A 26586-nucleotide genomic window follows, 5' to 3' on the forward strand; every position below is an offset into this window, starting at 1 on the left:
ACAGCAATTTAATGCGACATGCGGGGCAAGGCGTGATAACGGCCCGTCATGCCGGCTCGCCCCCAAGCTTGGCCTCGAGATTCGCGAAAAACATATCAGGGCGTTCCCTTGAACCGCATCATCCCGCTCATCCTGGCGGTCGCACTTTTCATGGAGAACATGGATTCGACCGTGATCGCGACCTCGCTGCCGGCGATCGCCATCGATATCCACACCAGCCCGATCGCGCTGAAGCTGGCGCTGACATCCTATCTGGTGTCGCTGGCGATCTTCATTCCGATCAGCGGCTGGATGGCCGACCGGTTCGGCGCCAAGAATGTGTTTCGCGCCGCGATCGCCGTCTTCATGGCCGGCTCCCTCGCCTGTGCCTTTTCGAATTCGCTGCCGGCCTTCGTGGTGTCGCGCTTCCTGCAAGGCATGGGCGGCGCCATGATGACGCCGGTCGGGCGCCTGGTGCTGGTGCGCGCCACGCCGAAGAGCGAGCTAGTCGCGGCGATGTCATGGCTGACGGTGCCGGCGCTCGTCGGGCCGCTGGTGGGCCCACCGATCGGCGGTTTCATCACCACGTATTTCACCTGGCACTGGATCTTCCTGATCAACGTGCCGATCGGCCTCATCGGCATCTGGCTCGCCACCCGCTTCCTGCCGCGGACGGACGCTGTCGAGACACCGCCGCTCGATTTCCCGGGCTTCGTGCTGAGCGGGCTTGCCGCGTCGGGCATCGTCTTCGGCCTTTCCGTGGTCAGCCTGCCGGCCTTGCCGCCGATGGCCGGCTTCATCACCGTGGCGGTCGGGCTGATCTCGGGCGCGCTCTATCTGCTGCATGCGCGCCGCGCCGAAAACCCGCTGCTGGCGCTGGATCTGTTCCAAAACCAGGTGTTCCGCGCCTCCGTGCTCGGCGGCTCGCTGTTTCGCATCGGCATCGGCGCGGTGCCGTTCCTGTTGCCGTTGATGTTCCAGATCGGCTTCGGGCTGACGCCCTTCCAGTCCGGCATGATCACCTTCGTCTCGGCGATCGGCGCCATCGGCATGAAATTCGTCACGGCGCGGATCTTCCGCGTCGCCGGCTTCCGCCGGGTGCTGATTGTCGGCTCGCTGGTCGCGGCCGCCTCGATCGCCATCTACGGCTTCTTCACGCCCGAGACGCCCTATGCGCTGATGCTGGCGATACTGCTCGTCGGCGGCTTCATCCGCTCGATGTTCTTCACCGGCGTCAACGCGCTCTCCTATGCCGAGATCACGCCGGCCGACACCAGCAAGGCAACGCCGATCACGGCCGTCTTCCAGCAGCTGTCTATCGCGCTCGGCGTGGCGCTGGCCGGCGGCATCCTGGAAGTATCGACGTCGATCCATGGCGGACCGCTGAGGCTCGCCGATTTCCACATCGCCTTCTTCATCGTCGCGGCGGTGTCGGCGGCGGCATCGCTGACCTTCATGCGGCTGGCGCCGGATGCCGGCAACGCGGTGTCGGGCCATGGCCGGCTGACGCAGCCGAAGACGCTGGAGACGGTGAGCATGGCGGGGAAGTAGTGCCCTTCCCTTCTCTCCTTGCGGGAGAAGGTGGATCGGCGCTCTTGCGCCGAGACGGATGAGGGGTGCGTGACGGAGTGAGACGTTGGGCGTTCCCTGGAACACCCCTCATCCGACCTCGCTTCGCGAGGCCACCTTCTCCCGCAGGGGGAGAAGGAAGAGCGCTAGCCCTTGAAATCCTTCGCCAAAAGATAAAGTTCCACTGATTCATCCCTCGAAGCCGGCGGCTTCACGTGATGGACCGAGCGAAAATTCTGCTTGAGCCGTGTCAGCAGTTCATTCTCGGCGCCGCCCTGAAACGTCTTGGCGAGAAAGTGCCCGCCGGGCTTCAGCACGGACAACGCGAAATCGGCGGCCACTTCGCACAGATGCATGGTGCGCAGATGGTCGGTGCGGCGGTGGCCGGTGGTGGGCGCGGCCATGTCGGACAGCACGACATCCGGCTGGCCGCCGAGCGCCTCGGCAAGCTTTTGCGGCGCCTCCGGGTCGAGGAAATCCATCAGCAGCACCGGCGCGCCGGGCACGGCGTCCATCTCCAGATAGTCGATGCCGACGACATGCGGGTGCTCCGCCGTGGATTTCGTGCGCGCGGCCGCCACCTGGCACCAGCCACCTGGCGCGGCGCCGAGGTCGATCACCTTCATGCCGGGCTTCAACAAATGATGCTTGTCGTCGATCTCGATCAGCTTGTAGGCGGCGCGGGAGCGGTAGCCCTCGGCCTTGGAGCGCTGCACATAGGGGTCATTCATGTGGCGCTGCAGCCAGCGCCGCGAGGATTCCTTCAGCCCGCTCTTTTTCTTGATCCGCGTCTTCAGGACGCGGATGCTGGCCGAGCCCGGCTTTTCCGGCTTCTTCGTCATTAGCGGCCACGCCAGACGCCGTCATCGGCCATCAGCTCGCTCAATATGCCCTCGCGCAGGCCGCGGTCGGCAACGCGCAGCCGCTCGGACGGCCACACGCCGCGGATCGCCTCCAGGATTGCGCAGCCGGCAAGCACGAGATCGGCGCGGTCGGCGCCGATGCACGGATTGGCGACGCGCTGCTGGAAATCCCAGCCGATCAGCTTCTCGACCATGCGGTCGACGCTGTCGCGGTCCATCCACAGCCCGTCGACCCGCCGGCGGTCGTAGCGCTCGAGATCGAGATGGACGCCGGCCAGCGTCGTCACCGTGCCGGAGGTGCCGAGCAGGTGGAAATTGGGGCTGGCGAGCACATGGGCGAGCCGGTCGCGGCCGTCGAAGGCCCGCAGCCGCGCCGCCACGTCCTCGACCATGGCGGCAAAGGTCGCGCGCGTCACCGTGCGGCCGCCGAAACGCTCGGCGAGCGAGACCACGCCGACCGGCAGCGACGTCCACGAGACGATGTGGTTGGCAAGCCGCGACGAGCGGTGGCCGGTGAGGTCGATCAGCGCGATCTCCGACGAGCCGCCGCCGATATCGAACAAGACCACGCCGCGCGTGTCGCGCTCGACCAGCGAGCCGCAGCCGGAGACCGCCAGCCGCGCCTCGGTCTGGCGGTCGATGATCTCCAGCTTGAGGCCGGCCTCGCGCTCGACGCGTTCGAGGAATTCGACGCCGTTCGTCGCGGTACGGCAGGCTTCGGTGGCGATCAGCCTCGCCTTCCTGATCTTGCGGTTGCGCAGCTTGTCGCCACAGATCTTCAGCGCCTCGACGGCGCGGTCCATGGCGGCTTGGCCGAGCCGGCCGCTGGTGGTCAGCCCCTCGCCCAGCCTGACGATGCGCGAAAAAGCATCGATGACGCGGAACTGGCCGTGCCGGGCGGGCACGGCGACCAGCAGCCGGCAATTGTTGGTGCCGAGGTCGAGCGCGGCGAACACCGGCAATTCCTGCAGCGGCGCGCGCGGCGCCGGCCTTGGCTGTGGCGGAGCCGGCACGGGCTCCGGCGGGCGACTGGCCGGCGTTATGGCAGGTGCCGGTGGCTGAGCGAGCCCATTTTCGTCGCGCGCGAAAACCTTGCGGCCGCGCCGGCGCTTGCGGCGCTTGCGCGACTTGCCTTTCTGATGCTCGCCCTGATGGCTTGGGTCGGCATGCCTTGGGTCGGCATGTCTTGGATTGGCATGTCTGGCGGCCGCATGGCGGTCGAAACGCCCTGTGACCCGGCCCGCCGGCTCGGACCGCGAGGCCCCGGACATGCCCACTGCCGGCGCGCCGGCGCCGGGATCGTGGTCTTCCACTTCATTTCCTTCCGGCGCCGCGCGAACCCGTGAAAAGGACGCAGCAGGCACCTCGATTTTGTTTCAAGTTGCGGCCAGACTAGCAGCGCCATGCGCGATCACCAAGAGCGCATGGCCGGAATTTTGCCGGCGCCTTGGCTGCGACGCCACCGCAGTTGAATAGCCGGCTTCAATCAGGCATGTCTGAAACGGGCAGGCATGTCTGAAACGAGGGTTCGACTGGCAGGGCAACACCAAACCGATGGGCATAACCGCATGACGAACTCGCCATGAAATGGAGGCGTTTTTTCTGGCCAGTCATCGGCATCGCAGCGGTCGTCTTCTCGCTGCTTTTGCTCTGGCACGAACTGCGCGGCATCTCGGTCGACGACGTATGGGAAGGTGTCGTCGCCATCCCGCCGCATCGCTGGATCCTGGCGGCGCTGAGCTCGGTCGTCGCCTACGCCTCGCTCGCCGGCTACGACCACATCGCGCTGCTCCATATCGGCAGGCGCGTGTCGTGGCTGTTCGTCACGCTCTGCTCCTTCACCACCTATGCGCTGTCGCATAACATCGGCGGCTCGGTGTTCTCCGGCGCGGTGATCCGCTACCGCGCCTACGGCACCAGGGGGCTCAGCGGCCAGGAGGTCGGCGTGCTGGTGGCGATCTGCTGGTTCACCTTTATCCTGTCCTGTGTCTTCCTAGGCGGCCTCGTGCTGGTGTTCGAACCGCAGATCATCGGCCGCTTTTCGGGCGCGCCGCACCATGGGCTGGCGATCGCGGCCGGCCTTGCCCTGCTGATCCTGGTCGCGGCTTACGTCTTCGGCAGCTGGCTGCATCTGAAGCCGCTCAAGATCGCCGGCTTCCAGCTGCACTATCCGGCGCTGCCGATCGTGGCGCGGCAATTGCTGATCGGCCCGGTCGAGCTGCTGGGCGCCGCGGCGATCATCTTCTTCGCGCTGCCCGCGGCCGGCAATCCCGGCTATTTCGTCGTGCTCGGCGTGTTCATGGTGTCGTTTTCAGTGGGGTTGCTGTCCCACGCGCCGGGCGCGCTCGGCGTGTTCGAGGTCGTCTTCCTCACCGGCCTTTCGGATATGGATCCGGTGGGCGTGCTCGCCGCCCTTCTGGTGTTCCGCCTGTTCTACCTGATCATCCCGCTTTTGCTCGGGCTCTGCGTGGTGCTGTTCTTCGAGCACTCGCAATACAGCCGCGGCGAAGGCTGAGGGTCTGCCCTCATCCCGCCAAAAGATCTGTGGCGAAAGGCTGCGATTGAAACGCAGCGCGGGCTTGACTATTTTCGGGCGGCGGCTACAAGGCAGCGCTCGCGGCGCATAGCCGCCCGCTTCGCACGGCCCTTACCGACCGCGCCTGCTGGGGAATAGGTTAACGGTAGACCCACGGACTCTGACTCCGTTAGTCCTGGTTCGAATCCAGGTTCCCCAGCCAATGATTTCCGCAACATTTTTGGTGCCTTAGATTTTCTTAATGCCTTAGATTTTCGCTGGTTTTTTCAATTCCAGCGATTTCGTGCCGCGATACTTCGCACGCCATGAGCAGTTCTAGGGTCCGCTAACCAAGCCGGTGCCAGTTGCCTCCCATATTTATCAGATATCCAAGCCGTACTTTGGGCATGGATCTCCTCTGATCCTCCGGGATCACGCCGATACCAATCGGAATTTTCCCGAAGGGGGCATGGTGCTTTCCAGCAAGGTGGAAAAGCATCGCCTCCGCGATATCAGTTAAACTGGCAATCCATGCCGACATGAAGGCCGCTAGCCCGCTTCTCTCACCGAATCTATCGCCGGGCTGCGCTTTGAGGCGGCGCGGCCATTGGCATGGCTGTGGAGTTCGAGGACGGCGGCGATCAGCGCCGCGGTGTGGCGACGGTCAGGTCTTCAGCAATGTGTCCTCTATTGTTTGTGAGAAGGGTTCAGGTCCGGCGGCATTACAGAGCCGCGGCACGTATTCGGGCGTGAGCCAGGGCGAACTCCTCGGCATAGGGACACGCTGAGGCCATCGCCACCTTGATGCGACGAACCGAGACGCGCACCTGCGCGCCGATCTTCAGCAGTTTCAATCTGATCGTGCCGCAACTGGCGTTGGCGAGCCGGGTATGGGCAAGACCGAGGCGACGCAAGGCGCAGATCAGGACATACGCAAACGAGGCGAACCACAGCCGCAGCTGATTGGCGCGCATGGTGTTGGCACTGGTGCGATCAGCGTAGAGGTCGAGCTGGCACTCCTTGATCCGGTTCTCCATGTCGCCGCGGGCGCAGTAGAGCTCCTCGTAAAGCACCCGTGCCGCCCAGCGCCCCGGCTTGAGTGACGTCACGATGAAGCGCGGATTGGCGCCCTGCGTCGTCCATTCGGCCTTGGCCACGACCCGCCTGCGGCGCGACCAGCTGTCTTTTGTCGACCACCTGAAGTCGCGGAAGACCCGGGCGGCCTGCCCGCTTGCCCGAGATGCCAGGCAGGCTTCCTTCAAGGTCGGGGCGATCTTGGTTTCCAGCCGTTCATTGCGGGCGAGGCCGAAGACGTAGTCGACGCGATTGATCTCGCACCAGGCCATCAGTTCCTCGCGCGCAAAGCCGGAATCAGCGCGCAGGATGATGTGGACCCTGGGCCAGGTTTTGCGGATCTGGGTCACGATCCGCTCAACCTCCTCGACCGCTCCTTTGCTGGCATCGATGTTGGAACGCCTGAGCTTTGCCGCCAAAAGGTGCCGGCCGCAGAAGATGTAGAGCGGCAGGTAGCAGTAGCAGTTGTAGTAGCCGTGAAAGAACCTGCCTTCCTGCCGGCCGTGCAGCGGATCATCGGTGGCGTCGAGATCGAGCACGATCTCGGCCGGCGGCTTGTCGTGGGCTTTTAGGAACAGGTCCACGAACAAGGCCTCCAACGCTAGCCTGTCGTAGCTGATCTTGTGATAGCGCGTCGGCTCCCCGACCCGGCCATGCTCCAGCCGGTTGAGCGTCGACTTGCCAGCAAGCACCGCACAATCGTCTCGCTTCGGCGTCAAGCGTTCCGACACAAGTGCGAGCACCGGGTCGTGGCGAAGCGTGTCGTGGTCGTCGATGTCCTCGTATCCCAGCGCGATCGCTGCGATGCGTTGCCCGACCAACGTGCGGACGCTGTGAACCGTGAGATCCGGATCGCGGTAATCGACGAAGCACGAGGCCACCCGGTCGAACAGCCCGATGGCCCGATCAACGTGACGCAGAAGCAAGGCGCCCGCGTCTGAGGTAATGGCTCCGCCGTCGAAACCAGCCACAACTTTGTGGCCGTCGAAGCCTTCAAATTCAAGCTGCTCGGAAGTACAGTGTGTCTGCATCGGACCCCGTTCCTGAATCTGATAACTCTTTGTTGCAAAAGCAGTTTCTCAGATTCTCGGGGCCGATGCACTTCTTTTGGTGAGATATTCGGGCTAGATCGGTCTCATCGATGGGTGTCTTCGGGTGGATGACCTGGATCGTGGGCCTTGCGATTGCGCCATCTAAATTGAAATGGAAGTCACGGGCTACAATTCGCTGGTCAGGCTTATGGTGTTCGACGCAATGACGTGTGTTGCGAACCTGATGAGCAAATTCCGCCAGTTGCCGGGCGAAGCTGGCCATAACGTCATTCTCACCAAATTTTGCTGTTAGAGCTTCTGTGAGGCTATCGGGCCACCTTCCCGCTGCCTTCATTTCAGATTCGTAGAAGACAGCTGGGAGGCGATATATCGCCTGAAGTGCGTGCTCCGATTTTTGAATGAAAGTGTTCGATCGGGTTTTGATATTCGGAATGGCCGGCAGCCTTGTGAGGTCTTTCGACGCCGCGATCTCTTCGATCTGCCCTTTCTCCGCCGCTTCCAGTTGAGATAAAATCTCTTCAGCCGCGAGAAGCTCGGTCATGACCTCAGCCGAGATAGAAACGATCCGATCCCTGATTTTGATATCGGGGAAATGCGATTTTGTAAAAAGCTCGCTGGTGGTTAGAAGCGTCCGCGCCACGATATCGGAATCAGCACCGGCGGCGGAGAACAGCTGTTGAGTATTGGGAATGTTGATGTTCGTGCGGTTAGGATCGATCTGGTCGGCGAGCTCGACCCTGTAAATAGCCTTCTGCGTAACCACGAAGGCCGCTTCCGAGGTTGCGATCATACCAAGTACGGCAGTTCCGTCCTCCTTCTGGCCAAACGTCATGGAGAATCCGGACTCTCGCCTTCGGTCGATTGGGCCTTTGGGAGGCTTGCCCACGGTCGCACCGTTGGGGTTAGGAAATCGTGGTTAGGATGGGACCGGCGATGACGTGTACTGACAATAAAGAGCCGATCGCTTAGCGGAACTATAGCAATTTTTCCCAAGACCCAGAACCTGGAATGCTGCAATGCTTGTGGGCGGCATGTTCCAGCGCCTTGTCCCTGCTCGCCTTGGAGAAATCATGACGATGGTAATGTCCTCGTTTCTCACCGCCCTCGCTTCCGAAGCTCCCCCTGCCGAGCGAGCGAAGGACATGAACCTCTACGCGTGGCTGATCGGCAGCTGGGACATGGATACGGTCCGCCACCTCGATGACGGCACAATCGAGAGATGGACCGGAGAATGCCATTTCGGCTGGGTGCTCGAAGGCCGCGCGATACAGGATATCTGGATCAGGCCCAGGCGCCCTGCTCCGTCCATCATGTACGGCACGACCTTGCGCGTCTTCGATCCCGGGATCGGCGGCTGGCACATCATCTGGAGCGATCCGCTCAACCAGGATTATTCGCGCCAGATCGGGCGGGCCGAGGGCAAGGACATCGTCCAGATCGGCGATGACTCGCGCGACCTGCAAGCTCGCTGGCGGTTCACCGAGATCACTGCCGACAGCTTCCACTGGATCGGCGACGAGAGATCGGCCGAGAGCGATCCCTGGCAAATGACCTATGAGCATTTCGCCCGCCGGACAGGTTCCTGAAGCTCCAGCAGCGCTGCTCGCGACGCCTGTCCGCCCCCGATCGCTGCGAGCAGTACATTAGCGTTCAACGATATATTAATAAGTATGACCCAGCCTCTGCGCATCGGGACCAACTCCCGATCGACGACCCGGCGCTACGCCGCGACGTCCGGCCGATGCGGAGCAAAACGCATGAGTGCTGAAACAGCCCTGGCGCAGCTATTGCGCATGATCCACCGTCGCGCGTTGAACTTAGCGGCGCTGCCGGATGATGAAAGAGACCCGCACTACGACAGGATCCGCCGGTCATGTTGCGGAGCGGCCGAGCATATCGGCCAGAGTCCCGACAATGCAGCCATCACGGCAAACAGCATGGTCGAATTCACCCGCGCAATGGTCGGGATCATTGAGACGAGCCAGCGGTAAAGCGGGCGGGGACGATCCATAGAGCGACCGTTCGCCAGCCTTTGGCCGGGCCGATCCCCGCTGCACACTCCGGCGACATGCTTGAGGTTCTATCCATCGATTAGAGGATGCGGCTATCCGAACAATTCTGTATTTTGCCGGCGAACCGGGTTCGCTTGGTGGGGGGCGTAAACCGGAGGGCACATCATGCAGATGATGGCAGTTAAGGACTGGTCTTGCGCCTTGAGCGAGGACATAGGTCGGGTGGTCTTGATGATCAATCCTGCCGAGGGTGAGCCGGTCCTGGCCATGATGACACTCTTCCAGGCCGCAAAAATGGGGCTTGAGCTGCAGTCACCGGAGCTTGTCACACTGTCCGGATCTTCAGCGGCCAGGCGCTGGGGCCGCTCCTAATTAATTAGCGTCGATCTGCCTGTCATCGGGGCCTTCAGCGGCCGAATGCCTGTGCCGCTCAAAAATTGCCAGCTTATCACTATAGGCAAGCCGCACCCGCGCATGGCACCGTTCACACGTGAACGTCGTGATGCTTTTGACCCAGGAGCCTTTTCTGACCATCGGTGCGAGGCATCGCGGGCATTGAAACGCCAGGTCCTTGTCGAGGAGGTCGTCGGATAAAACCATTCCATCTTCTCTGAAGATGAAAGGGTCCTGCAAGACCGGTGCCAGCACTTTCGTCCCGAAATGCGACAGCTCGTCAGGATTGGTACAGGCGTTCCAATTCCTCCTTCCGACACCGATCTATTTGGTCATTAGCGGCGACAGGGCACGGTCGAGATCCCGCGCCCCTTCGAACCAGCGCCGGTCGCCACAAAAATGCCAAGCCTACTCCGCCGCCTCGTACCCCGCGATGCCCTTGATCTCGAGGAAATCCTCCAGCCCGTATTCGGCATATTCGCGGCCGTTGCCTGACTGTTTGTAGCCGCCGAAGGGCAGGCCGGCGTCCCAGGCCGGGTAGTTGATGTAGACACTGCCGGAGCGCATGCGGGCCGCAACCTGGCGCGCCTTCTCGATGTCCCTGGCCTGGATGTAGGAGGCAAGGCCGAAGACGGTGTCGTTGGCCTGCTCGACCGCCTGCTCGACGGTGTCATAGGGCATGATCGACAGCACCGGCCCGAAGATCTCTTCCTTCGCAATCCGCATGTCGTGCGTGACGTTGCCGAAGACCGTCGGGCGGACGAAGTAGCCGCGGTTGAGCTCGGCCGGGCGGCCGGGGCCGCCGGCCACCAGCGTGGCGCCCTCGTCGATGCCGCTCTGGATCAAAGCTTGAATCTTGTCGAACTGGGCCTGGCTGACCACCGGGCCGAGCTTCGATCCGGGCGCGTCGGCCGGGCCGACGGTGAATTTTTCCGCCGCCGTTTTGGCATAACCGGCAGCCTCGTCATGACGGTCGCGCGGCACGAACATGCGGGTCGGCGCGTTGCAGGACTGGCCGCTGTTGCCGAAGCAGCCGGCCACCCCCTTGGCGACGGCCTTGGCGAGGTCGACATCGGGGAACAGGATGTTGGCCGACTTGCCGCCGAGTTCCTGATGCACGCGCTTGACCGTATCGGCGGCCGCCTTGGCGACCTGGATGCCCGCGCGGGTCGAACCCGTAAACGACATCATGTCGACATCCGGGTGGCTGGCCAGCGCCTGGCCGACGGTCGGGCCGTCGCCGTTGACGAGGTTGAACACGCCCTTCGGCACGCCGGCCTCCTCGATGATCTCGGCGAAGATGATGGCGTCGAGCGGCGCGATTTCGGACGGCTTCAGCACCATGGTGCAGCCGGCGGCGAGCGCCGGGCCGACCTTGCAGGTGATCTGGTTGAGCGGCCAGTTCCACGGCGTGATCATGCCGACGACGCCGATCGGCTCCTTGACGATAAGGGACGAGCCTTTGACATGGCGGAACTGAAAGGACTTCAGCACCTCCGCCATCTTTTCCAGATGCGCCTGGCCGACGCCGACCTGGCTGTCCAGCGCCATCTGGCGCGGCGCGCCCATCTCGCGCGAGACGGCAAGCGCCAGATCCTTGCTGCGCTTCTTGTAGACCTCTACGACGCGGTTGAGGATATAGAGCCGCTCCTCGACCGACGTGAAGCCAAACGTGCTGAAGGCGCGCCTGGCGGCGGCCACGGCCCTGTCGACATCGGGTTTGGTGCCGAGCGAAATCTGCGCGAAAGCGTCCTCGTTCGAGGGGTCGATAACGTCGAAATTGTTCGGCACCACCGGATTGACCCAGGCGCCATCGATATAGAATTGCAGATTGTGTGACATGGCTTCTCTCCCGGCGGGTCGCGACGGCTCAAAAATTGTGATGGGGTGTCGTTTCGCGTCAGAGATAACGACGCGGCAAGTGCGATGTCAAACGCAGGCGCGGGCGATTGAGCCGGATTAACCATAGCCCCGGCAACGCCATCAGTGAGGCCTCGAACGATGATCTTTTGGGTCTTCCAAACCCGCGTTGACAAGCCTTCGGCGCAGAAGGCGCACCCAATCGTTCCCTTCATCCCGAAGCATGTCCCACATTGGCCATCCGGGAGCCTTCTCGACCGCATGCAGAATGGTCCAATTGAGCCCGTAGGCGGTATCACCTTCGGCGGGCAGCAACGATATCAGCGCGCTGACATCCTCCACGGACAAAGGAAGAATGACGGATTCGATGCACATTTGCGCGACCGTAATTTGCTCGAAAGCGAGATTGTCAGTCAATTTCGGAGCAACCTTGCAAAGATTTCTGACGGCATCCTGCATTATGCCTGCCTCCGTGCATACGCCCGATACGTTGAATGGCCATGCTTACGAGTGACAACAGTTTGCTTGAAAAGCTTTTCTCGTCAGCAAGCAAGATTTCTCGTGGCAAACCAGCGCTGAAGCTCGCCTAATCCTCAAAGGAACTCGACAAGACATAGATGGACGCCAGCTTTTCGATGCCGGCCTGGTCTTCCTTGTCGAAACGGCCGGGCGTCGGGCTGTCGAGGTCGAGCACGCCGAAGACGCCTTCCTCGTCGCGCAGCAGTACGACCAGCTCCGAGCGCGAGTCGGCATCGCAGGCGATGTGGCCAGGGAAGTCGTGCACATCCTTGACCAGCATCGACATGCCGAGATCGACGGCGGTGCCGCAGACACCCTTGCCGACGGCAATGCGCACGCAGGCCGGCTTGCCCTGGAACGGTCCGAGCACCAGTTCCTCGTCCGACGCCAGGAAATAGAAGCCGGCCCAGTTGAGGTCCGGCACCATCTGATAGATCAGAGCAGCGGTGTTCGCGGCATTGGCGATCGAGTCGCGCTCGCCCTCCAGCAGCGCCTTCAATTGCACGGCAAGCTCCTTGTAGAAGGCTGGCTTGTCGCTCGTGTCGATGGCGGTTGCCGCAAACATCGTGTCGTGTCTCCGTTGCCAGTGCGCCGAAACGCCCGCTAAGCTTCTGCCACCAATGACGCCGCCGGGAAAGCCTGTCGTGAACGCCACCGATCGAAAGCGCAACAGGCCGGAGCCCGTGCCGAGCGAGACTCCCCTCACCTTCGCCGTGCTGGTCTTTCCGGGCTTTCCGATGATGGCGTTTTCTTCCGTCATCGAGCCTTTGCGCGCCGCCAATGTGCTGGCCAGGCGCGACTGCTACCGCTGGGTGATCGTCGGTGCCGACGAGGGCACGGTCGAGGCCTCGAACGGCGTCGTCATCCAGCCCGGCTTCTCGGCCTCCGATGCACCGAAGGTCGACCGCATCGTCGTCTGCTCCGGCGGCGATGCCGACCATGTCGTGGCCGACGAGGCGATGAGCTGGATCCGCAAAAGCCTGCGCAACGGCGCCCATATCGGCGCGGTGGCCGACGCTGCCTTTTTCCTGGCGCGCGCCGGCCTGCTCGACGGTCACGCCTGCACCTTGCACTGGACCAGCCAGGCGGCCTTCACCGAGGCGTTCCCCGATATCGAACTGCGGCGCGATCTCTTCGTCATCGACCGCAAGCGCTTCACCTCGGCCGGCGGCGTCGGCAGTCTCGACATGATGCTGGAGATCATCGCCCGCGATTACGGCGCCGAGATCGCCGCTGGTGTCGCGGAATGGTTCGTGCACAGCCCGCTGCGGTCAAGCGTCGACCGCAAGCTGATGCCGCTGCGCCTGCGCACCGGGGTGCAGAACGAACTGGTGCTGTCGGCCATCGCCATCATGGAGGACGCGGTGGAGGAGCGGCTCGGCATGGCGGAACTGGCGACAAGGCTTGGCGTGTCGCCCGACAAGCTCGAGCGCAATTTCCGCGCCGAGCTCGACATCTCGCCCAACGGCTACTATCGGCGACTCAGGCTGAAACGCGCCGCCGATTTGCTGGCGCATTCGACCCTGATGGTCCGCGACGTGGCACTGGCCTGCGGCTTTGCCTCGATGTCGAGTTTCGCGCGGGCTTTTCGCGAGGAGCATGGGCACGCGCCGAAGGCGACGCGACGGCATTAAGGCGGAGTGGCGCAGTCCCCTCTTTCGTCATCCACGGGCGGAGCGGGAGCGAAGCGGACGCGCAGACCCGAGGATCCATTCCGTGACCTTCGAGCGGCACAGCGGTGCAGAATTGGGAGCACAGTATAAGAGGATTTTCTGCACCGTTTTCATTCTACGGCCTACGTCACGGTATGGATTCTAGGGTCTGCGCGCGTCGCTTCGCTCCTTGCTCTGCCCTAGAATGACGAAGTCGTTGATGCGGCGCTCAGCACAACATCTGCGGAATGCCGCACAAGCTCAAAACCCGGCCCGGCTATGTTCGCCAAGAACAGGAGGCACCCATGAGCATCGTCGTATTCGACCCGGACAGCACCGAAGACGTCGACTTCAAGGATCGCATGCGCCATCCGGCAGCGGCCGATCCGGCCGGCGGCATGTGGCTCTCCGACACCGAGCCGTCCTTCATCGACGCCGATGCCCTGCGCAAGGGGCGGCTGGCCAAATTGCGCGGCTGGATGCGCGAGGCGGGGTATGGCGGCGTGGTGCTGTTCGACCCTTACAACCAGCGCTACGCCACCGGCTCCCGCAACATGTTCGGCTATTTCCTGCGCAACTCGACCCGCTACTTCTTCATCCCCACCGAAGGGCCGATCGTGCTGTTCGAGTATCCGCAGAGTTACCATGTCTCGATGGTGCTCGATACGATCGACGAGGCGCGGCCGTCCAAGCTGGTCTGGTCGTCGGTCTCGGGCCGCGACGACGAGACCGCCGGGCCATTCGCCGACGAGATCGCCGAACTGCTCAAAAAGCACGGCGGCGGCTCGATGAAGCTCGGGCTCGACCGCTGCAGCCATTTGCAGGCGCTGGCTTTGGAAAAGCGCGGCTGCGAGGTGCGCGATTGCCAGGGCGAAATTCTCGCCGTGCGCGCGGTGAAGACGCCGGAGGAAGTTAAATGCCTGCAGGTGTCGATGGCCGGCGCTGAAGCCGCGGTGGCGGCGGTGCGCGAGGCGATCAAGCCAGGCGTTTCCGAAAACGAGCTGTTCGCCATCATGTATGGCGAGGTGATCCGCCAGGGCGGCGAGTTCATCGAGACGCGCCTGCTCACCTCGGGCCAGCGCACCAATCCGTGGTTCAACGAAGCGAGCGGGCGCAAGATCAGACCGGGCGAATTGCTGGCGCTCGATACCGACACGATCGGCTGCTACGGCTATTACTCCGACTTCTCGCGCACTTTCCGCTGCGGGCCGGGCAAGCCGACCGCCTACCAGAAGTCGCTCTACCGCATGGCGCACGACCAGGTTCAGCACAACATCTCGATCGTGAAGCCCGGCATGGCCTTCCGCGAGATCGCCGAGAGGGCGTGGAAGATCCCGGACCGCTTCGTCGACCAGCGCTACACCTCGGTCATGCACGGCGTCGGCATGCATGGCGAAACGCCGTTCATCGCGCATGCCATGGATTACGAGACCTATGGCCGCGACGGCATCATCGTGCCGGGCATGGTGGTCAGCGTCGAAAGTTATATCGGCGAGAAAGGCGGGCGCGAGGGCGTCAAGCTGGAGGACGAGATCCTGATCACCGAGACGGGAACGGAGCTCCTGTCGCGCTTTCCTTACGAGGACGAGTTCCTTGACGGGCAGGCTTGAGGCGGGCATAGGCGCATTTGCATGAAAAGTCCCATCTCCATCCGGCGCGGCACGGTGGCCGCGGTGTTCGTCGATCTCCAGGAGGAGCATCGCAAGGACGAGCGCTATCTGGTCGAAGGCTTTGCCGACATTCTCGCCAATGTCCGGCGCCTGCAGGCGGCGGCGCGGCGCAATTTCGTGCCGCTCTACCATTTTGCCTATATCGTCGACCTCGCCGAAGCGCGGCCGTTCCATCCGGTCGACGCCGGCGGCAAGTCGGCCTTCTCCGACAAGGACGATCCGCTGACGGCGATCTGCCATGAGGTTGCGCCGCAGGACGGCGAAGCCATGCTGGTCAAGCAGGAAGCAAGCGCATTCGGCACAAACGACTTCGCCAAAAAAATCAAGGCGTCGGGCATCGAATGGCTGATCATTGCCGGCGTCTGGACCGAAGCGTGCATCGACGCCACGGTGAAGGACGCGGTGGCACGCGGTTTTCGCGTGCTCCTGGTAAAAGATGCCTGCGGCAGCGGCAGCATTGCCATGCACCAGACCGGCATCCTCAACCTGGCGAACCGGCTCTATGGCGGCGCCGTCACCAACACGCTCGACGCCTGCCGGCTGATGGCCGGCGACACGGTGAACGTGTGGCAGGTCGAAGGCTCGGTGCCGCTGCGCTTCACCTTCGAGAACGCGGCGCAACTCTACGCCGAGCTCTGACGCGCGATGGCCGGCGATCCGCCCGATCCGGCCAGGCGCGGTAAATACGCCGACCGGCTCGATGCGGACCTCTGGGATTACATCGACCGGGTCAATGCCTGGTACCCGCCTGAGATCCTAGCTGCGCCGATCGCCGAGCAGCGCGCGGTCTATGACAAAATGTGCGCGGCGTTCCACCAGGAGCGTCCGCCGGGTGTGATCGCCAACGACTGCCTCGCCGTCACGCCGGCACACGCCATCCCGGTCAGACGCTATCGCATGGCGGACAAATCGGCAGCGGCGGTCGTCGTCTACTACCACGGCGGCGGCTTCGTGCTCGGCGGCCTCGACAGCCATGACGAGATCTGCGCCGAGATCTGCGCCGACACCGGCTTCGAGGTGGTCTCCGCCGATTACCGCCTGGCGCCGGAACATCCGCATCCGGCTTCCTTCGACGACGCGCTGGCCGTGTTCGAATGGACGACGGCGACCAGCGCATTGCCGATCGTGCTTTGCGGCGAAAGCGCCGGCGGCAACATTGCCGCGGCGGTGGCGCAGGCGACACGCCGGCATCCGCGCCGCGCCGTCGGTCAGATGCTGATCTATCCCGGCCTCGGCGGCGATCAGACGGACCGCTCCTACATCGAGCATGCCGAAGCGCCGCTGCTGACGCTTGCCGATATCGACTTCTACCACCGCATCCGGTCCGGTCCGGGGTGGACAGCGGACGACGCGACGTTCTCGCCGCTCAAGGACAGCGATTTCTCCGGCCTGCCGCCGACCGTCATCGTCACCGCCGAATGTGATCCACTGTCCTCCGACGGCGAGGCTTATCGCGACCGCATCGTCGCCGCCGGCGGGCGGGCTGTGTGGCGCGAGGAGCCGCGCCTGGTGCACAGCTTCCTCCGCGCCCGGACCACGGTGCCGCGCGCGGCGGAGGCGTTTAGGCGGATTATCAGCGACATCGCAATGCTGGGCGCCAGCGAGGGAGCGCTGATCTCTCCCCTCGTGGGGGAGATGGCCGGCAGGCCAGAGGGGGGCGCGAAGGATCGCGACCTTTCGGCTTCCTAACATCCAAATCAGTTGCGAAGGCAGTCCCAATCGATTGAGACGCCGGCGGGACAGCGCCCCTCTCTGTCCTGCCGGACATCTCCCCCACAAGGGGGAGATTGGCTGTGTCAACGTGCTGCGGAACAGCGCACAAGAACTGCGGAAAACAAGACATTTCGCGGCGTAAAGCGGCCCTATCATTCCCCAAAGGCAGTGGCGGCCCCCCGCGTTTGGCGGCCACCGGGACGCCCCAACAAAAGAGGGAACAACGATGAAATTCATGCTGACCGACAGAAAACTGCACCCGCAGGCAAAGCCGACCGCCGCGGATTTCAAGACGGGCGCTATCAGCCGGCGCGAATATCTGGCCATCATGGCCGGCTTCGGCGTCAGCGCAGCCGGCGCGCTGGCGCTGGGCGGGCTGATACCCTCGCCTGCCAGCGCCGGGGAACCGAAGCGCGGCGGCGTGTTGCGCGTCGCCATGAACGTCAAGGGTTTCAAGGACCCGCGCACTTTCGACGGCGTCGAAATGTCCAACGTCGCGCGCCACTGCAACGAATATCTGGTGCGCTGGAACACCGACTTCACCTTCGAGCCGTGGCTGCTCGAAAGCTGGGACACCAGCGACGACGCCAGGACAATCACGCTGCATGTGCGCAAGGGCATCACCTGGTCGAACGGCGACACCTTCAACGCCGACGATGTCATCCACAACCTCAACCGCTGGTGCGATGCCGGCGTTGCCGGCAATTCGGTCGCCGCGCGCATGGGCGCGCTGGTCAATGCCGATACCAAGAAGCCGGTCGACGGCGGCATCCAGAAGGTCGACGACTATACCGTCAAGCTCAACCTGCCCAAGCCCGACATCTCGCTGATCGCCGGCATGGCCGACTATCCGGCGCTGATCATGCACCGCTCCTACGAAGGCGACGGCAACCCGATGAAGGCCTTGGCTATCACCACCGGCCCCTGCGAGCTGGTGAGCTGGGATGCCGAGACGGGCGCCGAGGTGAAGCGCAAGGACAAGCCGTGGTGGAAGGGTGAATTCTACCTCGACGGCATCAAATGGGTTGACTACGGCTCCGATCCAAACGCCATGCTGTCGGCCTTCGAATCAGGCGAAATCGACACCGACCACGAGACCGCTTCGGATGCCGTCTCGCAGACCGACAAGATGGGCTTGCAGAATTCCGAGATCGCCACCGGCTCGACCATCGTTGCCCGCTTCAATGTCGGCAATTCGCCCTATGACGATATCAAGGTGCGCCGCGCCGCGCAGCTCGCCGTCGACAATGCGGCGGTGCTGAAGCTCGGCCTCGACGGCCGGGGCAAGCCCGCCGACAACCACCATGTCGGCCCGATGCATCCCGAATTCGCCGATATCGGCCCGGCCAAGCGCGATATCGAGGCGGCGAAAAAGCTGCTTGCCGAGGCCGGCAAGGCCGACCACGAATACGAGCTCATCTCGGTCGATATCGAATGGCAAAAGAGCACCGCCGACGCCATCGCCGCGCAAATTCGCGAGGCGGGGCTGAAGATCAAGCGCACCGTGCTGCCGGCCGCGACCTTCTGGAACGACTGGAGCAAATTCCCCTATTCCTGCACCGAATGGCTTGGCCGGCCGCTCGGCGTCCAGGTGCTGGCGCTCGCCTACAAGTCGGGCGCGGCCTGGAACGAAAGCGCCTATTCGAACAAGGAATTCGACGAACTTCTCGACAAGGCGCTGGCAACGCCCGATGCCGCCCAGCGCAAGGAGATCATGGCCAAGATCGAGCAGAATCTGCGCGACTCCGGCGTCATCGTCCAGCCCTACTGGCGCTCCGTCTACCGCACCTACCGCAAGGGCGTGCAGGGCTGCGCGCAGCACCAGGCGCTCGAGCAGCACTTCGAGAAGGTGTGGCTGGAGTCCTGATCCTCCCAGGATGTAGTCGGCCGGCGTAGTTCATCTGAGCCGCGCCGGCCGAATGCTGCATGCCATGTGCCTGCTTTTCGGCACAGATTGCGTTTCCTCGGTCAGATATGTGCCAGCGGCTCTGCACCCGGCGAGCGTTGCAGACAAACCATTGCTGTTCCCATTCAAGTCTACGAGAAAATCTCGGCCAGTTCCTCGACGCTGGTCCCCTCCTTGACCCGTCGCAGTTCGACATAGCTGACCGCTGGAACCACCGACCCCACGACAAACTCGGCTGCGGCCAAGATAGTCGACACGAAGAAACCTGACGGTGAGCCAAAGGCGAACAGCAGTCGTTTTAGCGAGAGGTTGATCGCAAGCGTTGCCAGGAACACCACAAGCCAAACCGCCACAACGGGCCAGCGGCTTCCGGCCGTAAGGTCGCGGCTGCGCGCCAGGCTGCCCAGCACCCCTCGCCTTTCCTGGATGAGAACCGGTATCGCGACAAACCAGCGCGCCAACAACAGCAACCCGGGAACGACAAGCAGCACAAAGCCAAAGAGGACGCCAAGGGCAAGCAGAAACGAAATGCCTATTGCCGGCAGCAGGAATGCGAGAGCGGTACCGATACAATCTCTGATCAGCGGCCGTTTGCCATTCAGATCCTCGATCGCAGCCCGCATCAGCGCGGACTGCAGGAACGACAAAAGCAGGACGTAACCGACCACGCCAATTGCCGAGAGCATGATTCTCTGCACCGAGGGTTCTGGTGAGCCGTGTTCTACGAGGGTGACGGACTCCCAGAACCACAGCGAAAAGGCAAAGTTGGGCAAGGCGTAAACAACCAGCCCGAGGCCGAGACACAGGACAGGATTTCGGCCGATGACAGTAAAGCTGTCGCCAAGCACTCGGCCGATACGGAATTTGTCAGGTCGTTGAAGTGCCACCGACGCCATGAAGCGTTTCCTGCCGTCTTATTCTTTAAGAGAATATCTCCGCCAGTTGATCGATGCTTGCGCCTTCCTTGGCCTGGCGCAGCTCGACGTAGCTCACCGCCGTGGCGACCGACAGCACCATGGACACCACGGTTTGCACCAGCGCGGCTCCCACCTCGGCGATGATCCCGCCGAAGAGGACGAGCACCAGCAGCATTCCCCACTGGATGATCATCGCTATGATGACGATGATGAGGAACAGCCCGAACAGCGACCAGCGGCTGCCCTTGGTCAGGGCGCGGCTGCGCGACATCGAGCCGAAGACGCCGAGCCGCTCCTGGATCAGCACCGGCACCGCCATCGACCAGCCCAGCCACAGGATGATGCCGGGCACGATCAGCAGCATCAGGCCGATGCCCGCGCCAATGCCGACGAGCAGGCCAATTGCGAGCGTCGGCAGCAGGAAGCGAATGGCTATCTGTATGCAGTCGCCGAAGGACGGCTGCTTGCCGTTCAGATCCTCGATCGTCGCCCGCATCAGCGCGGCCTGCAGCAACAGCGCGAAAACAAACGCAACCAAGCCGGCGATAATGCTGATGTAGAAGTTGCGAAACACCGCGTTGGGATCTGCCATGGCGCCCGGGTCGCCGTGCAGCATGGCGTCGATCTGCGGCTGCTGCCACATCCTGATGAGCAATGCCGGCAGGCCTGAAAACAGGAGAGCGAGGCCGATGCACAGGCCTATATTGCGGCCGATGACGGAAAAAGTACCGTTGAATACCCTGCCGATCTCGAATCGGCCGGGTTGTCCTAGTGTCGCAGTCGTCATGATATTTCCCCCGATTAATCGCCATACCCTACCAGGCGATCATGAAAGTAAATTTGCCAAGATTGAAAGACGCCGTCCAGTGCACTTGCAATTATCTTGCAGCATTGCCAGTGTCGGCGCCGAACCGCAGGTTGCAGGGGGAGCGAGCGGGTGACAGTCGCACAGCCGGGCACAGCCGACGCCGAATGGCTGGCGAAGATGCACAAGCAGTTGCTGGCGGACGATTCGATCCAGTTTGCGCTGCCCACCTTAGTGCAGCCAAAACCGCCGGAGTGGATGAAGCCCCTGCTCGAGGCTTTGGCGAAGATCGGCCCCTATATGATCTATATGTTCTGGGGCGCGGTGATCATCGGCGTCGCGGTCATCGTCCTTCTTATCGCGCTCGAAGCGCAAGGCATCGCCTGGCATCTGCCCTGGCGGCGAAAGCGCAAGGAGACCGAGGCGCAGGAGGAATGGCGCCCGGATGCGGGCGCGGCGCAGATCCTGCTTTCCGAAGCCGACGCGCTTGCCGCGCGCGGCGACTATGACGAGGCCGTGCACCTTCTGCTTCGCCGCAGCGTCGCCGATATCGCCGGACGGCTGCCCGATTTTCTGCGCCCGTCGCTGACCTCGCGCGACATCGCCGCCGCCGCATCGCTGCCGGCGCGGGCTCGCAGCGCCTTCAGCGAGATCGCGCGCATCGTCGAGGCCGCGCTGTTCGCCCGCCGGCCGGTCGGCGCCGAGGGCTGGCGGCAGGCGCGGGGCGCCTATGAGCGCTTCGCCTTCCGGGACGCCTGGGCATGAGCGCGCCGGCCGCCGAGGCAGCCGAGGCGCCGTTCAGCCGCAGAACCCTGTTCTGGGGCATCTTCGCCAGCCTGCTGGCGGCGGCCGGATTTTTCCTGCTGTCGACCTATGCGCCCGACTTCCGCCAGCCCGAAGGCGGCGCCACGCCGCTCTCCAAGGGCGGCACCGGCTATGCCGGTCTCGTCGAATGGCTGAAATTGACTGGCGGACCGGAGTTGATGGTTCGGACCGAAGGCGATCTCAGCCGAAATCTACTGCTGATTGTCACCATCGCGCCGGGCAGCGATCCTGCGGCGCTCGAACGCATCATCAAGTTGCGCTCGGGCATGAACACGCTGTTCGTACTGCCCAAATGGCAAACCATGCCGCTGTTCGGCCATGAAGGCTGGGAAATGAAGGTCGAGCGGCTGCCGGACACCGTCGTCAACGATTGGCTCGGCCGCATCGCCAAGGCAAAGCTCGGCCAGGGGAAGAGCACGGTCGCGCAAATTGATATCGACGGCCACATGGTTGCGGTGCCCGATGAGCTGCAATGGGTGGCCGACGATCAGCCGGTGATCGCCGCCGGCAGCGGCAAGGCTATACTTACCAAGCTCGACAACAAGCCCTTCTACATCCTGACCGATCCCGATTTCATCAACAACGCCGCGCTGCAGGACGAGCAAAAGGCGGTCGCCGCGCTAAGTCTGATCGCGATGCTCGAAAGCCGCAGGCCTGCGGTGATGTTCGACCTTACGCTGCACGGCATCGGCCAGAAATACGATCTCGCCAAGCTTCTGGTCGAGCCGCCCTTCCTAGCGCTGACGCTGTCGGTGCTGACGGCGGCTGCACTTGCCTTCCTGCACGGGCTCGGCCGGTTCGGGCCGCCGCGCGCGGAGGGACGCGCCATTGCCTTCGGCAAGCGGGCGCTGGTCGACACCACGGCGACGCTCTTGAAACGCGCCGGCCGGCTGCAGGAGCTCGGCGACCGCTACGCATCGCTGATGCGGGCGCGGGCGGCGGCGCTGCTCGGCGCCCCGCACGGGCTGCAGGGCGAGGCGCTCGACCATTGGCTGGATTCCCGCGACAAGGACGAAGCCGGCGGCTTTAGCGCGCGCTTCAATGCCGCGAACGATTCCAGGACATTGGCTGCAATGCATGAAGCAGCGGAAAAACTGCATGACTGGACGGCAAGGAGGCTCGGTGAACGTCGATGATGTGAAGGCCCTGGCGACAGCGATCAGGGAAGAAGTGGCGAAAGCGATCACCGGCCAGCGCGACACGGTCGATCTGATGCTGACGGCTCTGTTCGCCGGCGGGCACATTTTGCTCGAAGGCCCGCCGGGCACGGCCAAGACCATGACGGCGCGCTGCTTCGCGCAGGCGCTTGGCGTCGCTTATGGGCGAATCCAGTTCACGCCGGACCTGATGCCCGGCGATATCGTCGGCGCCAACATCTACAATTTCCAGACCGGGCAGTTCACGCTGACGCGCGGCCCGATCTTCTGCGATCTTTTGCTCGCCGACGAGATCAACCGCACGCCGCCGAAGACGCAGGCCGCCCTTTTGGAAGCCATGCAGGAGCATGCCGTCACCTTCGACGGCACCACGCACTCGCTCGGCCGGAATTTCATGGTGGTGGCGACGCAGAACCCGATCGAGCATCAGGGCGTCTACCCGCTGCCGGAGGCGCAGCTCGACCGCTTCCTGTTCAAGCACCGGGTGAGCTATCCGGACCCGCAGGAGGAGCGCGCCATCATCGTCCATCATGGCGGCGGCTCCGCCTCGCACGACATCGCGCAATACGGCATCACGGCGCGGACCGACCGCGAGACGCTGCAGGCGGCGCTTGCCACGGTCGGCGAGGTGACGCTGGTCGACGACGTCGTCGGCTATATCGCGGCGCTGGTGCGCGGCACGCGCGAGAGCCCTGACCTTGAAGTCGGCGCAAGCCCTCGCGCGGGCGCCATGCTGGCCCGCGCGGCGCGCGCCAGGGCCGCGCTCGACGGCCGCGCCTATGTCATTCCCGACGACGTCAAGGCGCTCGCCGTGCCGGCGCTGCGCCATCGCGTCATCCTGTCGCCGTCGGCGCAGATCGACGGGCGACTGGTTGAGCAGATCGTTTCCGACCTCGTCGACCACACGGAAGCGCCGCGTTGATCTATCCGAGCGGCAGAGCGGTCTGGGCAGCGGCGGCGGGTGCCATCCCCGCCTTCCTGATCGCGCTTGCGCTGCCTTCCGTCTGGTATCTCGGCCTGTTGTGGATGTGCGGGCTTGTCGCCTTCCTCGCCGTCGATGCGGCGGCCGGGCGCGGACGCGCCGCGCTCAGCGCCACGCTGACCGCGCCGCCGCAGGTCGGCGTCGGCGGGCGCTTCACGCTCCACATCGCCGCCAGCCTCGGCGCACGGCCGCGCCGGCTGCAGGCGCGCGTCGGACACGACCAGCGGCTGGCGCCGGTCAACGGCACCGGCGGGCGGCTTCCGCCAAATGGCGGCACGCTCGACCTCGAATTCGATGCCGTCAGGCGCGGTATCGCCAGCTTCGACCGGCTGTGGCTGCGCTGGCAGGGCCCGTTCGGGCTGATCTGGAACCAGGTCGTGCTGCCGATGGACCGTAAGGTTGCGGTGTTGCCCGACGTTAGCAGCGCGCGCGACGAGGCGATCACGCTGCTGCAACGCTCGGCGCTTGCCGACGGCCATGCGCAAAGGCGCGCCGGCCAGGGCCGCGAATTCGAGTCGCTGAAGGATTACCAGCCCGGCATGGGCCGGCGCATGATCGACTGGAAGCGCAGCGCCCGCCACGGCAAGCTTGTGGCGCGCGAGTTCCGGGTCGAGGAGAACAACAATATCGTGCTGGCCATCGACTGCGGGCGGCTGATGTGCGAGCCGGTCGACGGCGTGCCGAAGGTCGACCGAGCGGTGACGGCGGCACTGCTGTCGGCCTTCATCGCGCTGAAGGGCGGCGATCTCGTCAGCCTGTTCTCCTTCGATGCCAAACCGCGCGTCTCCAGCGGCGCGGTGCGCGGCTCGTCGAGCTTCACCATGATCCAGAAGCGGGCGGCCGAGATCGACTATTCGACCGAGGAGACCAATTTCACCCTCGCTTTGACCACGCTTGCGGCAAAACTCGACAGGCGCTCGCTGGTCATCATCTTCACCGATTTCGTCGATCCGATCAGCGCCGAGCTGATGCTGCGCACCGTCGGCAGGCTGACCGAGCGGCATCTGGTGCTGTTCATGCTGATGAGGGATGTCGAACTGGAAACGCTGGCCGACATGGCGCCGGCGACGCCGGAGGATGTCGCCCGCGCGGTGACCGCCGGCGGCCTGCTCCGGGAACGGCAAGTGGTGATCGGGCGGCTCAGGCTGCTCGGCGCGCATGTGATCGAGGCCGACCACCAGCGGCTCGGCCCGGCGCTGGTCGAGCGCTATATCCAGCTCAAGGAGGAGAACCTCTTATGACGCTGCCCGCCGGAACCGATGCGCTGCGCCAATCGCTGGCGAGCTTTCGCCAGGAGCGCGAAACCGACTGGAAGGCATTCGAGGCGCTGCTTGCCCGCGTCGAGAAGCGGGCGCCGCGGGCACTGTCGGAAGACGAGCTGCTGTCGCTGCCGCTGCTCTACCGCTCGGCCTTGTCCTCGCTCTCGGTGGCGCGGGCAACGTCGCTCGACAGCGCGCTGATCGCTTATCTCGAAGCGCTTTGCCTGCGCGGCTATTTCTATCTCTACGGCGCACGGCGAGGCTTGAAGGAGCGCATCGGCGATTTCTTCCTGCGCGATTGGCCGGCGGCGATCCGCGACCTATGGCGCGAGACAGGCGTGTCGGTCGGACTGACGATCATCGGTGCCATAGCCGGTTACTGGCTGGTCGCTTCCGACAAACGCTGGTACGACGCCATCATCGCGCCCGGCCTTGCCGGCGGCCGCAATCCGGATTCATCGGCCGAAATGCTGCGCAGCGTGCTTTATGGGGACGGCGGCGGCCATTTCCTGTCGGGCTTCGCCGCCTATCTCTTCACCCACAACACGCAGGTGTCGATCCTGGCCTTCGCGCTGGGCTTCGCTTTCGCCGTGCCCAGCGTGCTGATCATCCTAATGAATGGCTGCATGCTGGGCGCGATATTCCAGATTTACGTGGCCAAGGGGTTGGGCCTCGAACTGGGCGGCTGGCTTTCCATCCACGGCACCACCGAATTGTTCGCGATCGCGCTGGCCGGCGCTGCCGGCATGCGCATCGGCACCAGCATCGCTTTTCCCGGCGAGTTGACCCGTATGGCGGCGGCAGCCCGGGCCGGCCGCGTCGCGGCGACCGCGATGGTCGGGGTGATGGTGATGTTGTTGTTTGCCGGCTTGCTTGAAGGCATTGGCCGGCAAACGATCACCGGCGACGCGGTGCGCTATGCGATCGGCGGCGGCATGCTGACGCTATGGATTTGCTATTTCTACCTGTTCCGAATGGTGCGGCATGGCAACGGCTAGGAACCCCGCCACGCTGATCCGTCCGCTGGTCACGCCGGAGGGCGTCGATCTCAGGGTCAAGCTCGCGGATGCCGGCACGCGGGCTTCGGGATTCCTGCTCGACGTGGTCATCATCGTCGTTGCGGCAGTGGTGGTCAGCCTCGTCGCCCTCTTCGGGCTCGGAGGCTTGGGCTTCAAGGAAGCAGAGCCGCTCTTCATCGCCTGGATCATCTTCATCTTCTTCCTTCGCAACGTCTATTTCATCGCTTTCGAGGCGGGGCGGCGGGCAGCGACGCCGGGCAAGCGGATGGTCGGCGTGCGGGTCGCCTCGCGCAGCGGCGCCGGGCTTACCATCGATCAGGTCATCGCGCGCAACCTGATGCGCGAGATCGAGGTTTTCCTGCCGCTGTCGATCCTCGCCGCGCGCGCCAGCGCCGACGTCGCCGACACGCTGTCAACCATTTTCGGCCTGGTCTGGGCACTGCTCTTTTCGCTGTTTCCGCTGTTCAACCGCGACCGGCTCAGGATCGGCGACCTGCTCGCCGGCACCTGGGTCGTCGAGGCGCCGAAGGTAGCGCTAGTCGAGGACCTGTCGCTGCGCAAGGATCCGGTCGCCGCCCGCTTCCAGTTCAGCCCAGCGCAGCTTGATGCTTACGGCATTGCCGAGTTGCACAAGCTGGAGGAAGTGCTCCGCCGCGACGACTATTTTGCGATGAGGGCCGTCGCCGAGACGATCGGCGGGAAGATCGGCGCCAGGATCGAGCCTGTCGATTCAAAAGCTTTCCTCACCGCCTATTACGGCGAATTGCGCGCGCATCTGGAGCGCAAGCTGCTGCTCGGGAATCGGAAGGCGGACAAGCACGCGCGGTAGTAGACTAGGACGAGCG

General features: G+C 63.8%; 25 protein-coding genes and 1 tRNA gene. 17 read left to right on the plus strand and 9 right to left on the minus strand.

Translation table 11 applies throughout. From position 1 onward, the window contains the following. Positions 1-108: 108 nt before the first annotated feature. Positions 109-1530 carry an MFS transporter gene (locus tag FJ974_RS19545; protein ID WP_140538508.1) on the plus strand — a complete coding sequence of 474 codons (1422 nt, stop codon included), beginning with the start codon at positions 109-111 and terminating at the stop codon, positions 1528-1530. A 164-nt stretch (positions 1531-1694) separates the two neighbouring features. Here FJ974_RS19545 and FJ974_RS19550 read toward each other — a convergent pair whose 3' ends face one another. Both FJ974_RS19550 and FJ974_RS19555 read right to left on the minus strand, forming a co-directional pair. After that, a complete protein-coding gene (locus tag FJ974_RS19550; protein WP_140538509.1) occupies positions 1695-2390 on the minus strand; it encodes an RlmE family RNA methyltransferase in 696 nt (231 codons plus the stop codon). Further along, positions 2390-3724 (minus strand): Ppx/GppA phosphatase family protein, encoded by a 1335-nt coding sequence (locus tag FJ974_RS19555; RefSeq protein WP_140538510.1) that lies wholly within the window; start codon positions 3722-3724, stop codon positions 2390-2392. Before FJ974_RS19555 ends, FJ974_RS19550 begins: the two co-directional genes overlap by 1 nt. A gap of 269 nt (positions 3725-3993) precedes the next feature. Between FJ974_RS19555 and FJ974_RS19560 the strand changes: the two genes are divergently transcribed. Then, a complete protein-coding gene (locus FJ974_RS19560; RefSeq protein ID WP_140538511.1) occupies positions 3994-4926 on the plus strand; it encodes a lysylphosphatidylglycerol synthase transmembrane domain-containing protein in 933 nt (310 codons plus the stop codon). Positions 4927-5075: 149 nt separating this feature from the next. Beyond that, positions 5076-5149: transfer RNA gene (locus tag FJ974_RS19565), tRNA-Gln, on the plus strand. Between the two features lie 499 nt (positions 5150-5648). On the opposite strand, the gene FJ974_RS19570 is transcribed toward FJ974_RS19565, so the two are convergent. Beyond that, a complete protein-coding gene (locus tag FJ974_RS19570; RefSeq protein ID WP_140539328.1) occupies positions 5649-7031 on the minus strand; it encodes an IS1380 family transposase in 1383 nt (460 codons plus the stop codon). Beyond that, on the minus strand, positions 7000-7884 hold the full coding sequence (locus FJ974_RS19575; RefSeq protein WP_226891301.1) for a hypothetical protein: 885 nt from the start codon (positions 7882-7884) through the stop codon (positions 7000-7002). The genes FJ974_RS19570 and FJ974_RS19575 overlap by 32 nt, the downstream gene beginning before the upstream one ends. Before the next feature lie 238 nt (positions 7885-8122). Here FJ974_RS19575 and FJ974_RS19580 point away from each other — a divergent pair, with 238 nt between their 5' ends. The 3 genes from FJ974_RS19580 (at position 8123) to FJ974_RS19590 (ending at position 9436) form a co-directional block, all read left to right on the plus strand. Beyond that, the gene (locus FJ974_RS19580; protein WP_226891302.1) at positions 8123-8638 is read left to right on the plus strand and encodes a hypothetical protein; all 516 of its coding nucleotides are present in this window, start codon (positions 8123-8125) and stop codon (positions 8636-8638) included. Between the two features lie 171 nt (positions 8639-8809). Next, positions 8810-9043: a hypothetical protein gene (locus FJ974_RS19585; RefSeq protein ID WP_140538940.1), complete on the plus strand. Its 234-nt coding sequence runs from the start codon at positions 8810-8812 to the stop codon at positions 9041-9043. Positions 9044-9229: 186 nt separating this feature from the next. Beyond that, positions 9230-9436: a hypothetical protein gene (locus FJ974_RS19590; RefSeq protein WP_140538939.1), complete on the plus strand. Its 207-nt coding sequence runs from the start codon at positions 9230-9232 to the stop codon at positions 9434-9436. A 429-nt stretch (positions 9437-9865) separates the two neighbouring features. Here FJ974_RS19590 and FJ974_RS19595 read toward each other — a convergent pair whose 3' ends face one another. From FJ974_RS19595 to FJ974_RS19605, 3 genes are all read right to left on the minus strand, one after another. Further along, positions 9866-11299, minus strand: coding sequence for an aldehyde dehydrogenase family protein (locus FJ974_RS19595; protein ID WP_140538938.1), 1434 nt, complete (start codon positions 11297-11299; stop codon positions 9866-9868). Positions 11300-11440: 141 nt separating this feature from the next. Then, a complete protein-coding gene (locus FJ974_RS19600; RefSeq protein ID WP_140538937.1) occupies positions 11441-11776 on the minus strand; it encodes a hypothetical protein in 336 nt (111 codons plus the stop codon). Positions 11777-11903: 127 nt separating this feature from the next. Further along, the gene (locus FJ974_RS19605) at positions 11904-12401 is read right to left on the minus strand and encodes a GAF domain-containing protein (protein ID WP_140538936.1); all 498 of its coding nucleotides are present in this window, start codon (positions 12399-12401) and stop codon (positions 11904-11906) included. 172 nt (positions 12402-12573) lie between these two features. Here FJ974_RS19605 and FJ974_RS19610 point away from each other — a divergent pair, with 172 nt between their 5' ends. The 5 genes from FJ974_RS19610 (at position 12574) to FJ974_RS19630 (ending at position 18738) form a co-directional block, all read left to right on the plus strand. Beyond that, positions 12574-13470, plus strand: a complete 897-nt coding sequence (locus FJ974_RS19610) for a GlxA family transcriptional regulator (RefSeq protein ID WP_226891638.1) — start codon at positions 12574-12576, stop codon at positions 13468-13470. A gap of 323 nt (positions 13471-13793) precedes the next feature. Beyond that, positions 13794-15098, plus strand: coding sequence for a M24 family metallopeptidase (locus FJ974_RS19615; RefSeq protein WP_140538935.1), 1305 nt, complete (start codon positions 13794-13796; stop codon positions 15096-15098). 21 nt (positions 15099-15119) lie between these two features. Next, positions 15120-15797 (plus strand): isochorismatase family protein, encoded by a 678-nt coding sequence (locus tag FJ974_RS19620; RefSeq protein ID WP_140538934.1) that lies wholly within the window; start codon positions 15120-15122, stop codon positions 15795-15797. Between the two features lie 6 nt (positions 15798-15803). Continuing rightward, positions 15804-16847, plus strand: coding sequence for an alpha/beta hydrolase (locus tag FJ974_RS19625; protein ID WP_181177334.1), 1044 nt, complete (start codon positions 15804-15806; stop codon positions 16845-16847). 250 nt (positions 16848-17097) lie between these two features. Continuing rightward, on the plus strand, positions 17098-18738 hold the full coding sequence (locus FJ974_RS19630) for an ABC transporter substrate-binding protein (RefSeq protein WP_140538933.1): 1641 nt from the start codon (positions 17098-17100) through the stop codon (positions 18736-18738). 170 nt (positions 18739-18908) lie between these two features. Here the strand turns inward: FJ974_RS19630 and FJ974_RS19635 are convergent, their stop codons facing one another. Together FJ974_RS19635 and FJ974_RS19640 are read right to left on the minus strand one after the other, a co-directional pair. Beyond that, a complete protein-coding gene (locus tag FJ974_RS19635; protein WP_140538932.1) occupies positions 18909-19673 on the minus strand; it encodes a hypothetical protein in 765 nt (254 codons plus the stop codon). A gap of 25 nt (positions 19674-19698) precedes the next feature. Further along, a complete protein-coding gene (locus FJ974_RS19640) occupies positions 19699-20481 on the minus strand; it encodes a hypothetical protein (protein ID WP_140538931.1) in 783 nt (260 codons plus the stop codon). Positions 20482-20631: 150 nt separating this feature from the next. Between FJ974_RS19640 and FJ974_RS19645 the strand changes: the two genes are divergently transcribed. From FJ974_RS19645 to FJ974_RS19670, 6 genes are read left to right on the plus strand one after another with little or no spacing between them, the layout of a single operon-like run. Beyond that, entirely contained in the window at positions 20632-21264 is a 633-nt protein-coding gene (locus FJ974_RS19645) for a DUF4129 domain-containing protein (RefSeq protein WP_140538930.1), read from the plus strand. Next, a complete protein-coding gene (locus FJ974_RS19650; RefSeq protein WP_140538929.1) occupies positions 21261-22460 on the plus strand; it encodes a DUF4350 domain-containing protein in 1200 nt (399 codons plus the stop codon). Before FJ974_RS19645 ends, FJ974_RS19650 begins: the two co-directional genes overlap by 4 nt. Then, the gene (locus FJ974_RS19655; RefSeq protein ID WP_140538928.1) at positions 22447-23403 is read left to right on the plus strand and encodes an AAA family ATPase; all 957 of its coding nucleotides are present in this window, start codon (positions 22447-22449) and stop codon (positions 23401-23403) included. The genes FJ974_RS19650 and FJ974_RS19655 overlap by 14 nt, the downstream gene beginning before the upstream one ends. Beyond that, on the plus strand, positions 23400-24704 hold the full coding sequence (locus tag FJ974_RS19660) for a DUF58 domain-containing protein (protein WP_140538927.1): 1305 nt from the start codon (positions 23400-23402) through the stop codon (positions 24702-24704). Before FJ974_RS19655 ends, FJ974_RS19660 begins: the two co-directional genes overlap by 4 nt. Then, complete coding sequence (locus tag FJ974_RS19665; RefSeq protein ID WP_140538926.1) at positions 24701-25720, plus strand: stage II sporulation protein M; 1020 nt, start codon at positions 24701-24703, stop codon at positions 25718-25720. The genes FJ974_RS19660 and FJ974_RS19665 overlap by 4 nt, the downstream gene beginning before the upstream one ends. Next, on the plus strand, positions 25707-26570 hold the full coding sequence (locus tag FJ974_RS19670) for an RDD family protein (protein WP_140538925.1): 864 nt from the start codon (positions 25707-25709) through the stop codon (positions 26568-26570). The genes FJ974_RS19665 and FJ974_RS19670 overlap by 14 nt, the downstream gene beginning before the upstream one ends. Positions 26571-26586 lie beyond the last annotated feature (16 nt).

Source organism: Mesorhizobium sp. B1-1-8, assembly GCF_006442795.2.
Lineage (GTDB): Bacteria > Pseudomonadota > Alphaproteobacteria > Rhizobiales > Rhizobiaceae > Mesorhizobium.

What these genes read in the sequence shown, in the direction of transcription:
- FJ974_RS19550 (WP_140538509.1), bottom strand. Translation starts at nt 2,390, where the DNA reads ATGACGAAGAAGCCGGAAAAGCCGGGCTCGGCCAGCATCCGCGTCCTG.
- FJ974_RS19560 (WP_140538511.1), top strand. Translation starts at nt 3,994, where the DNA reads ATGAAATGGAGGCGTTTTTTCTGGCCAGTCATCGGCATCGCAGCGGTC.
- FJ974_RS19570 (WP_140539328.1), bottom strand. Translation starts at nt 7,031, where the DNA reads ATGCAGACACACTGTACTTCCGAGCAGCTTGAATTTGAAGGCTTCGAC.
- FJ974_RS19575 (WP_226891301.1), bottom strand. Translation starts at nt 7,884, where the DNA reads ATGACGTTTGGCCAGAAGGAGGACGGAACTGCCGTACTTGGTATGATC.
- FJ974_RS19580 (WP_226891302.1), top strand. Translation starts at nt 8,123, where the DNA reads ATGACGATGGTAATGTCCTCGTTTCTCACCGCCCTCGCTTCCGAAGCT.
- FJ974_RS19585 (WP_140538940.1), top strand. Translation starts at nt 8,810, where the DNA reads ATGAGTGCTGAAACAGCCCTGGCGCAGCTATTGCGCATGATCCACCGT.
- FJ974_RS19590 (WP_140538939.1), top strand. Translation starts at nt 9,230, where the DNA reads ATGCAGATGATGGCAGTTAAGGACTGGTCTTGCGCCTTGAGCGAGGAC.
- FJ974_RS19595 (WP_140538938.1), bottom strand. Translation starts at nt 11,299, where the DNA reads ATGTCACACAATCTGCAATTCTATATCGATGGCGCCTGGGTCAATCCG.
- FJ974_RS19600 (WP_140538937.1), bottom strand. Translation starts at nt 11,776, where the DNA reads ATGCAGGATGCCGTCAGAAATCTTTGCAAGGTTGCTCCGAAATTGACT.
- FJ974_RS19605 (WP_140538936.1), bottom strand. Translation starts at nt 12,401, where the DNA reads ATGTTTGCGGCAACCGCCATCGACACGAGCGACAAGCCAGCCTTCTAC.
- FJ974_RS19610 (WP_226891638.1), top strand. Translation starts at nt 12,574, where the DNA reads ATGATGGCGTTTTCTTCCGTCATCGAGCCTTTGCGCGCCGCCAATGTG.
- FJ974_RS19615 (WP_140538935.1), top strand. Translation starts at nt 13,794, where the DNA reads ATGAGCATCGTCGTATTCGACCCGGACAGCACCGAAGACGTCGACTTC.
- FJ974_RS19620 (WP_140538934.1), top strand. Translation starts at nt 15,120, where the DNA reads ATGAAAAGTCCCATCTCCATCCGGCGCGGCACGGTGGCCGCGGTGTTC.
- FJ974_RS19625 (WP_181177334.1), top strand. Translation starts at nt 15,804, where the DNA reads ATGGCCGGCGATCCGCCCGATCCGGCCAGGCGCGGTAAATACGCCGAC.
- FJ974_RS19630 (WP_140538933.1), top strand. Translation starts at nt 17,098, where the DNA reads ATGAAATTCATGCTGACCGACAGAAAACTGCACCCGCAGGCAAAGCCG.
- FJ974_RS19635 (WP_140538932.1), bottom strand. Translation starts at nt 19,673, where the DNA reads ATGGCGTCGGTGGCACTTCAACGACCTGACAAATTCCGTATCGGCCGA.
- FJ974_RS19640 (WP_140538931.1), bottom strand. Translation starts at nt 20,481, where the DNA reads ATGACGACTGCGACACTAGGACAACCCGGCCGATTCGAGATCGGCAGG.
- FJ974_RS19650 (WP_140538929.1), top strand. Translation starts at nt 21,261, where the DNA reads ATGAGCGCGCCGGCCGCCGAGGCAGCCGAGGCGCCGTTCAGCCGCAGA.
- FJ974_RS19665 (WP_140538926.1), top strand. Translation starts at nt 24,701, where the DNA reads ATGACGCTGCCCGCCGGAACCGATGCGCTGCGCCAATCGCTGGCGAGC.
- FJ974_RS19670 (WP_140538925.1), top strand. Translation starts at nt 25,707, where the DNA reads ATGGCAACGGCTAGGAACCCCGCCACGCTGATCCGTCCGCTGGTCACG.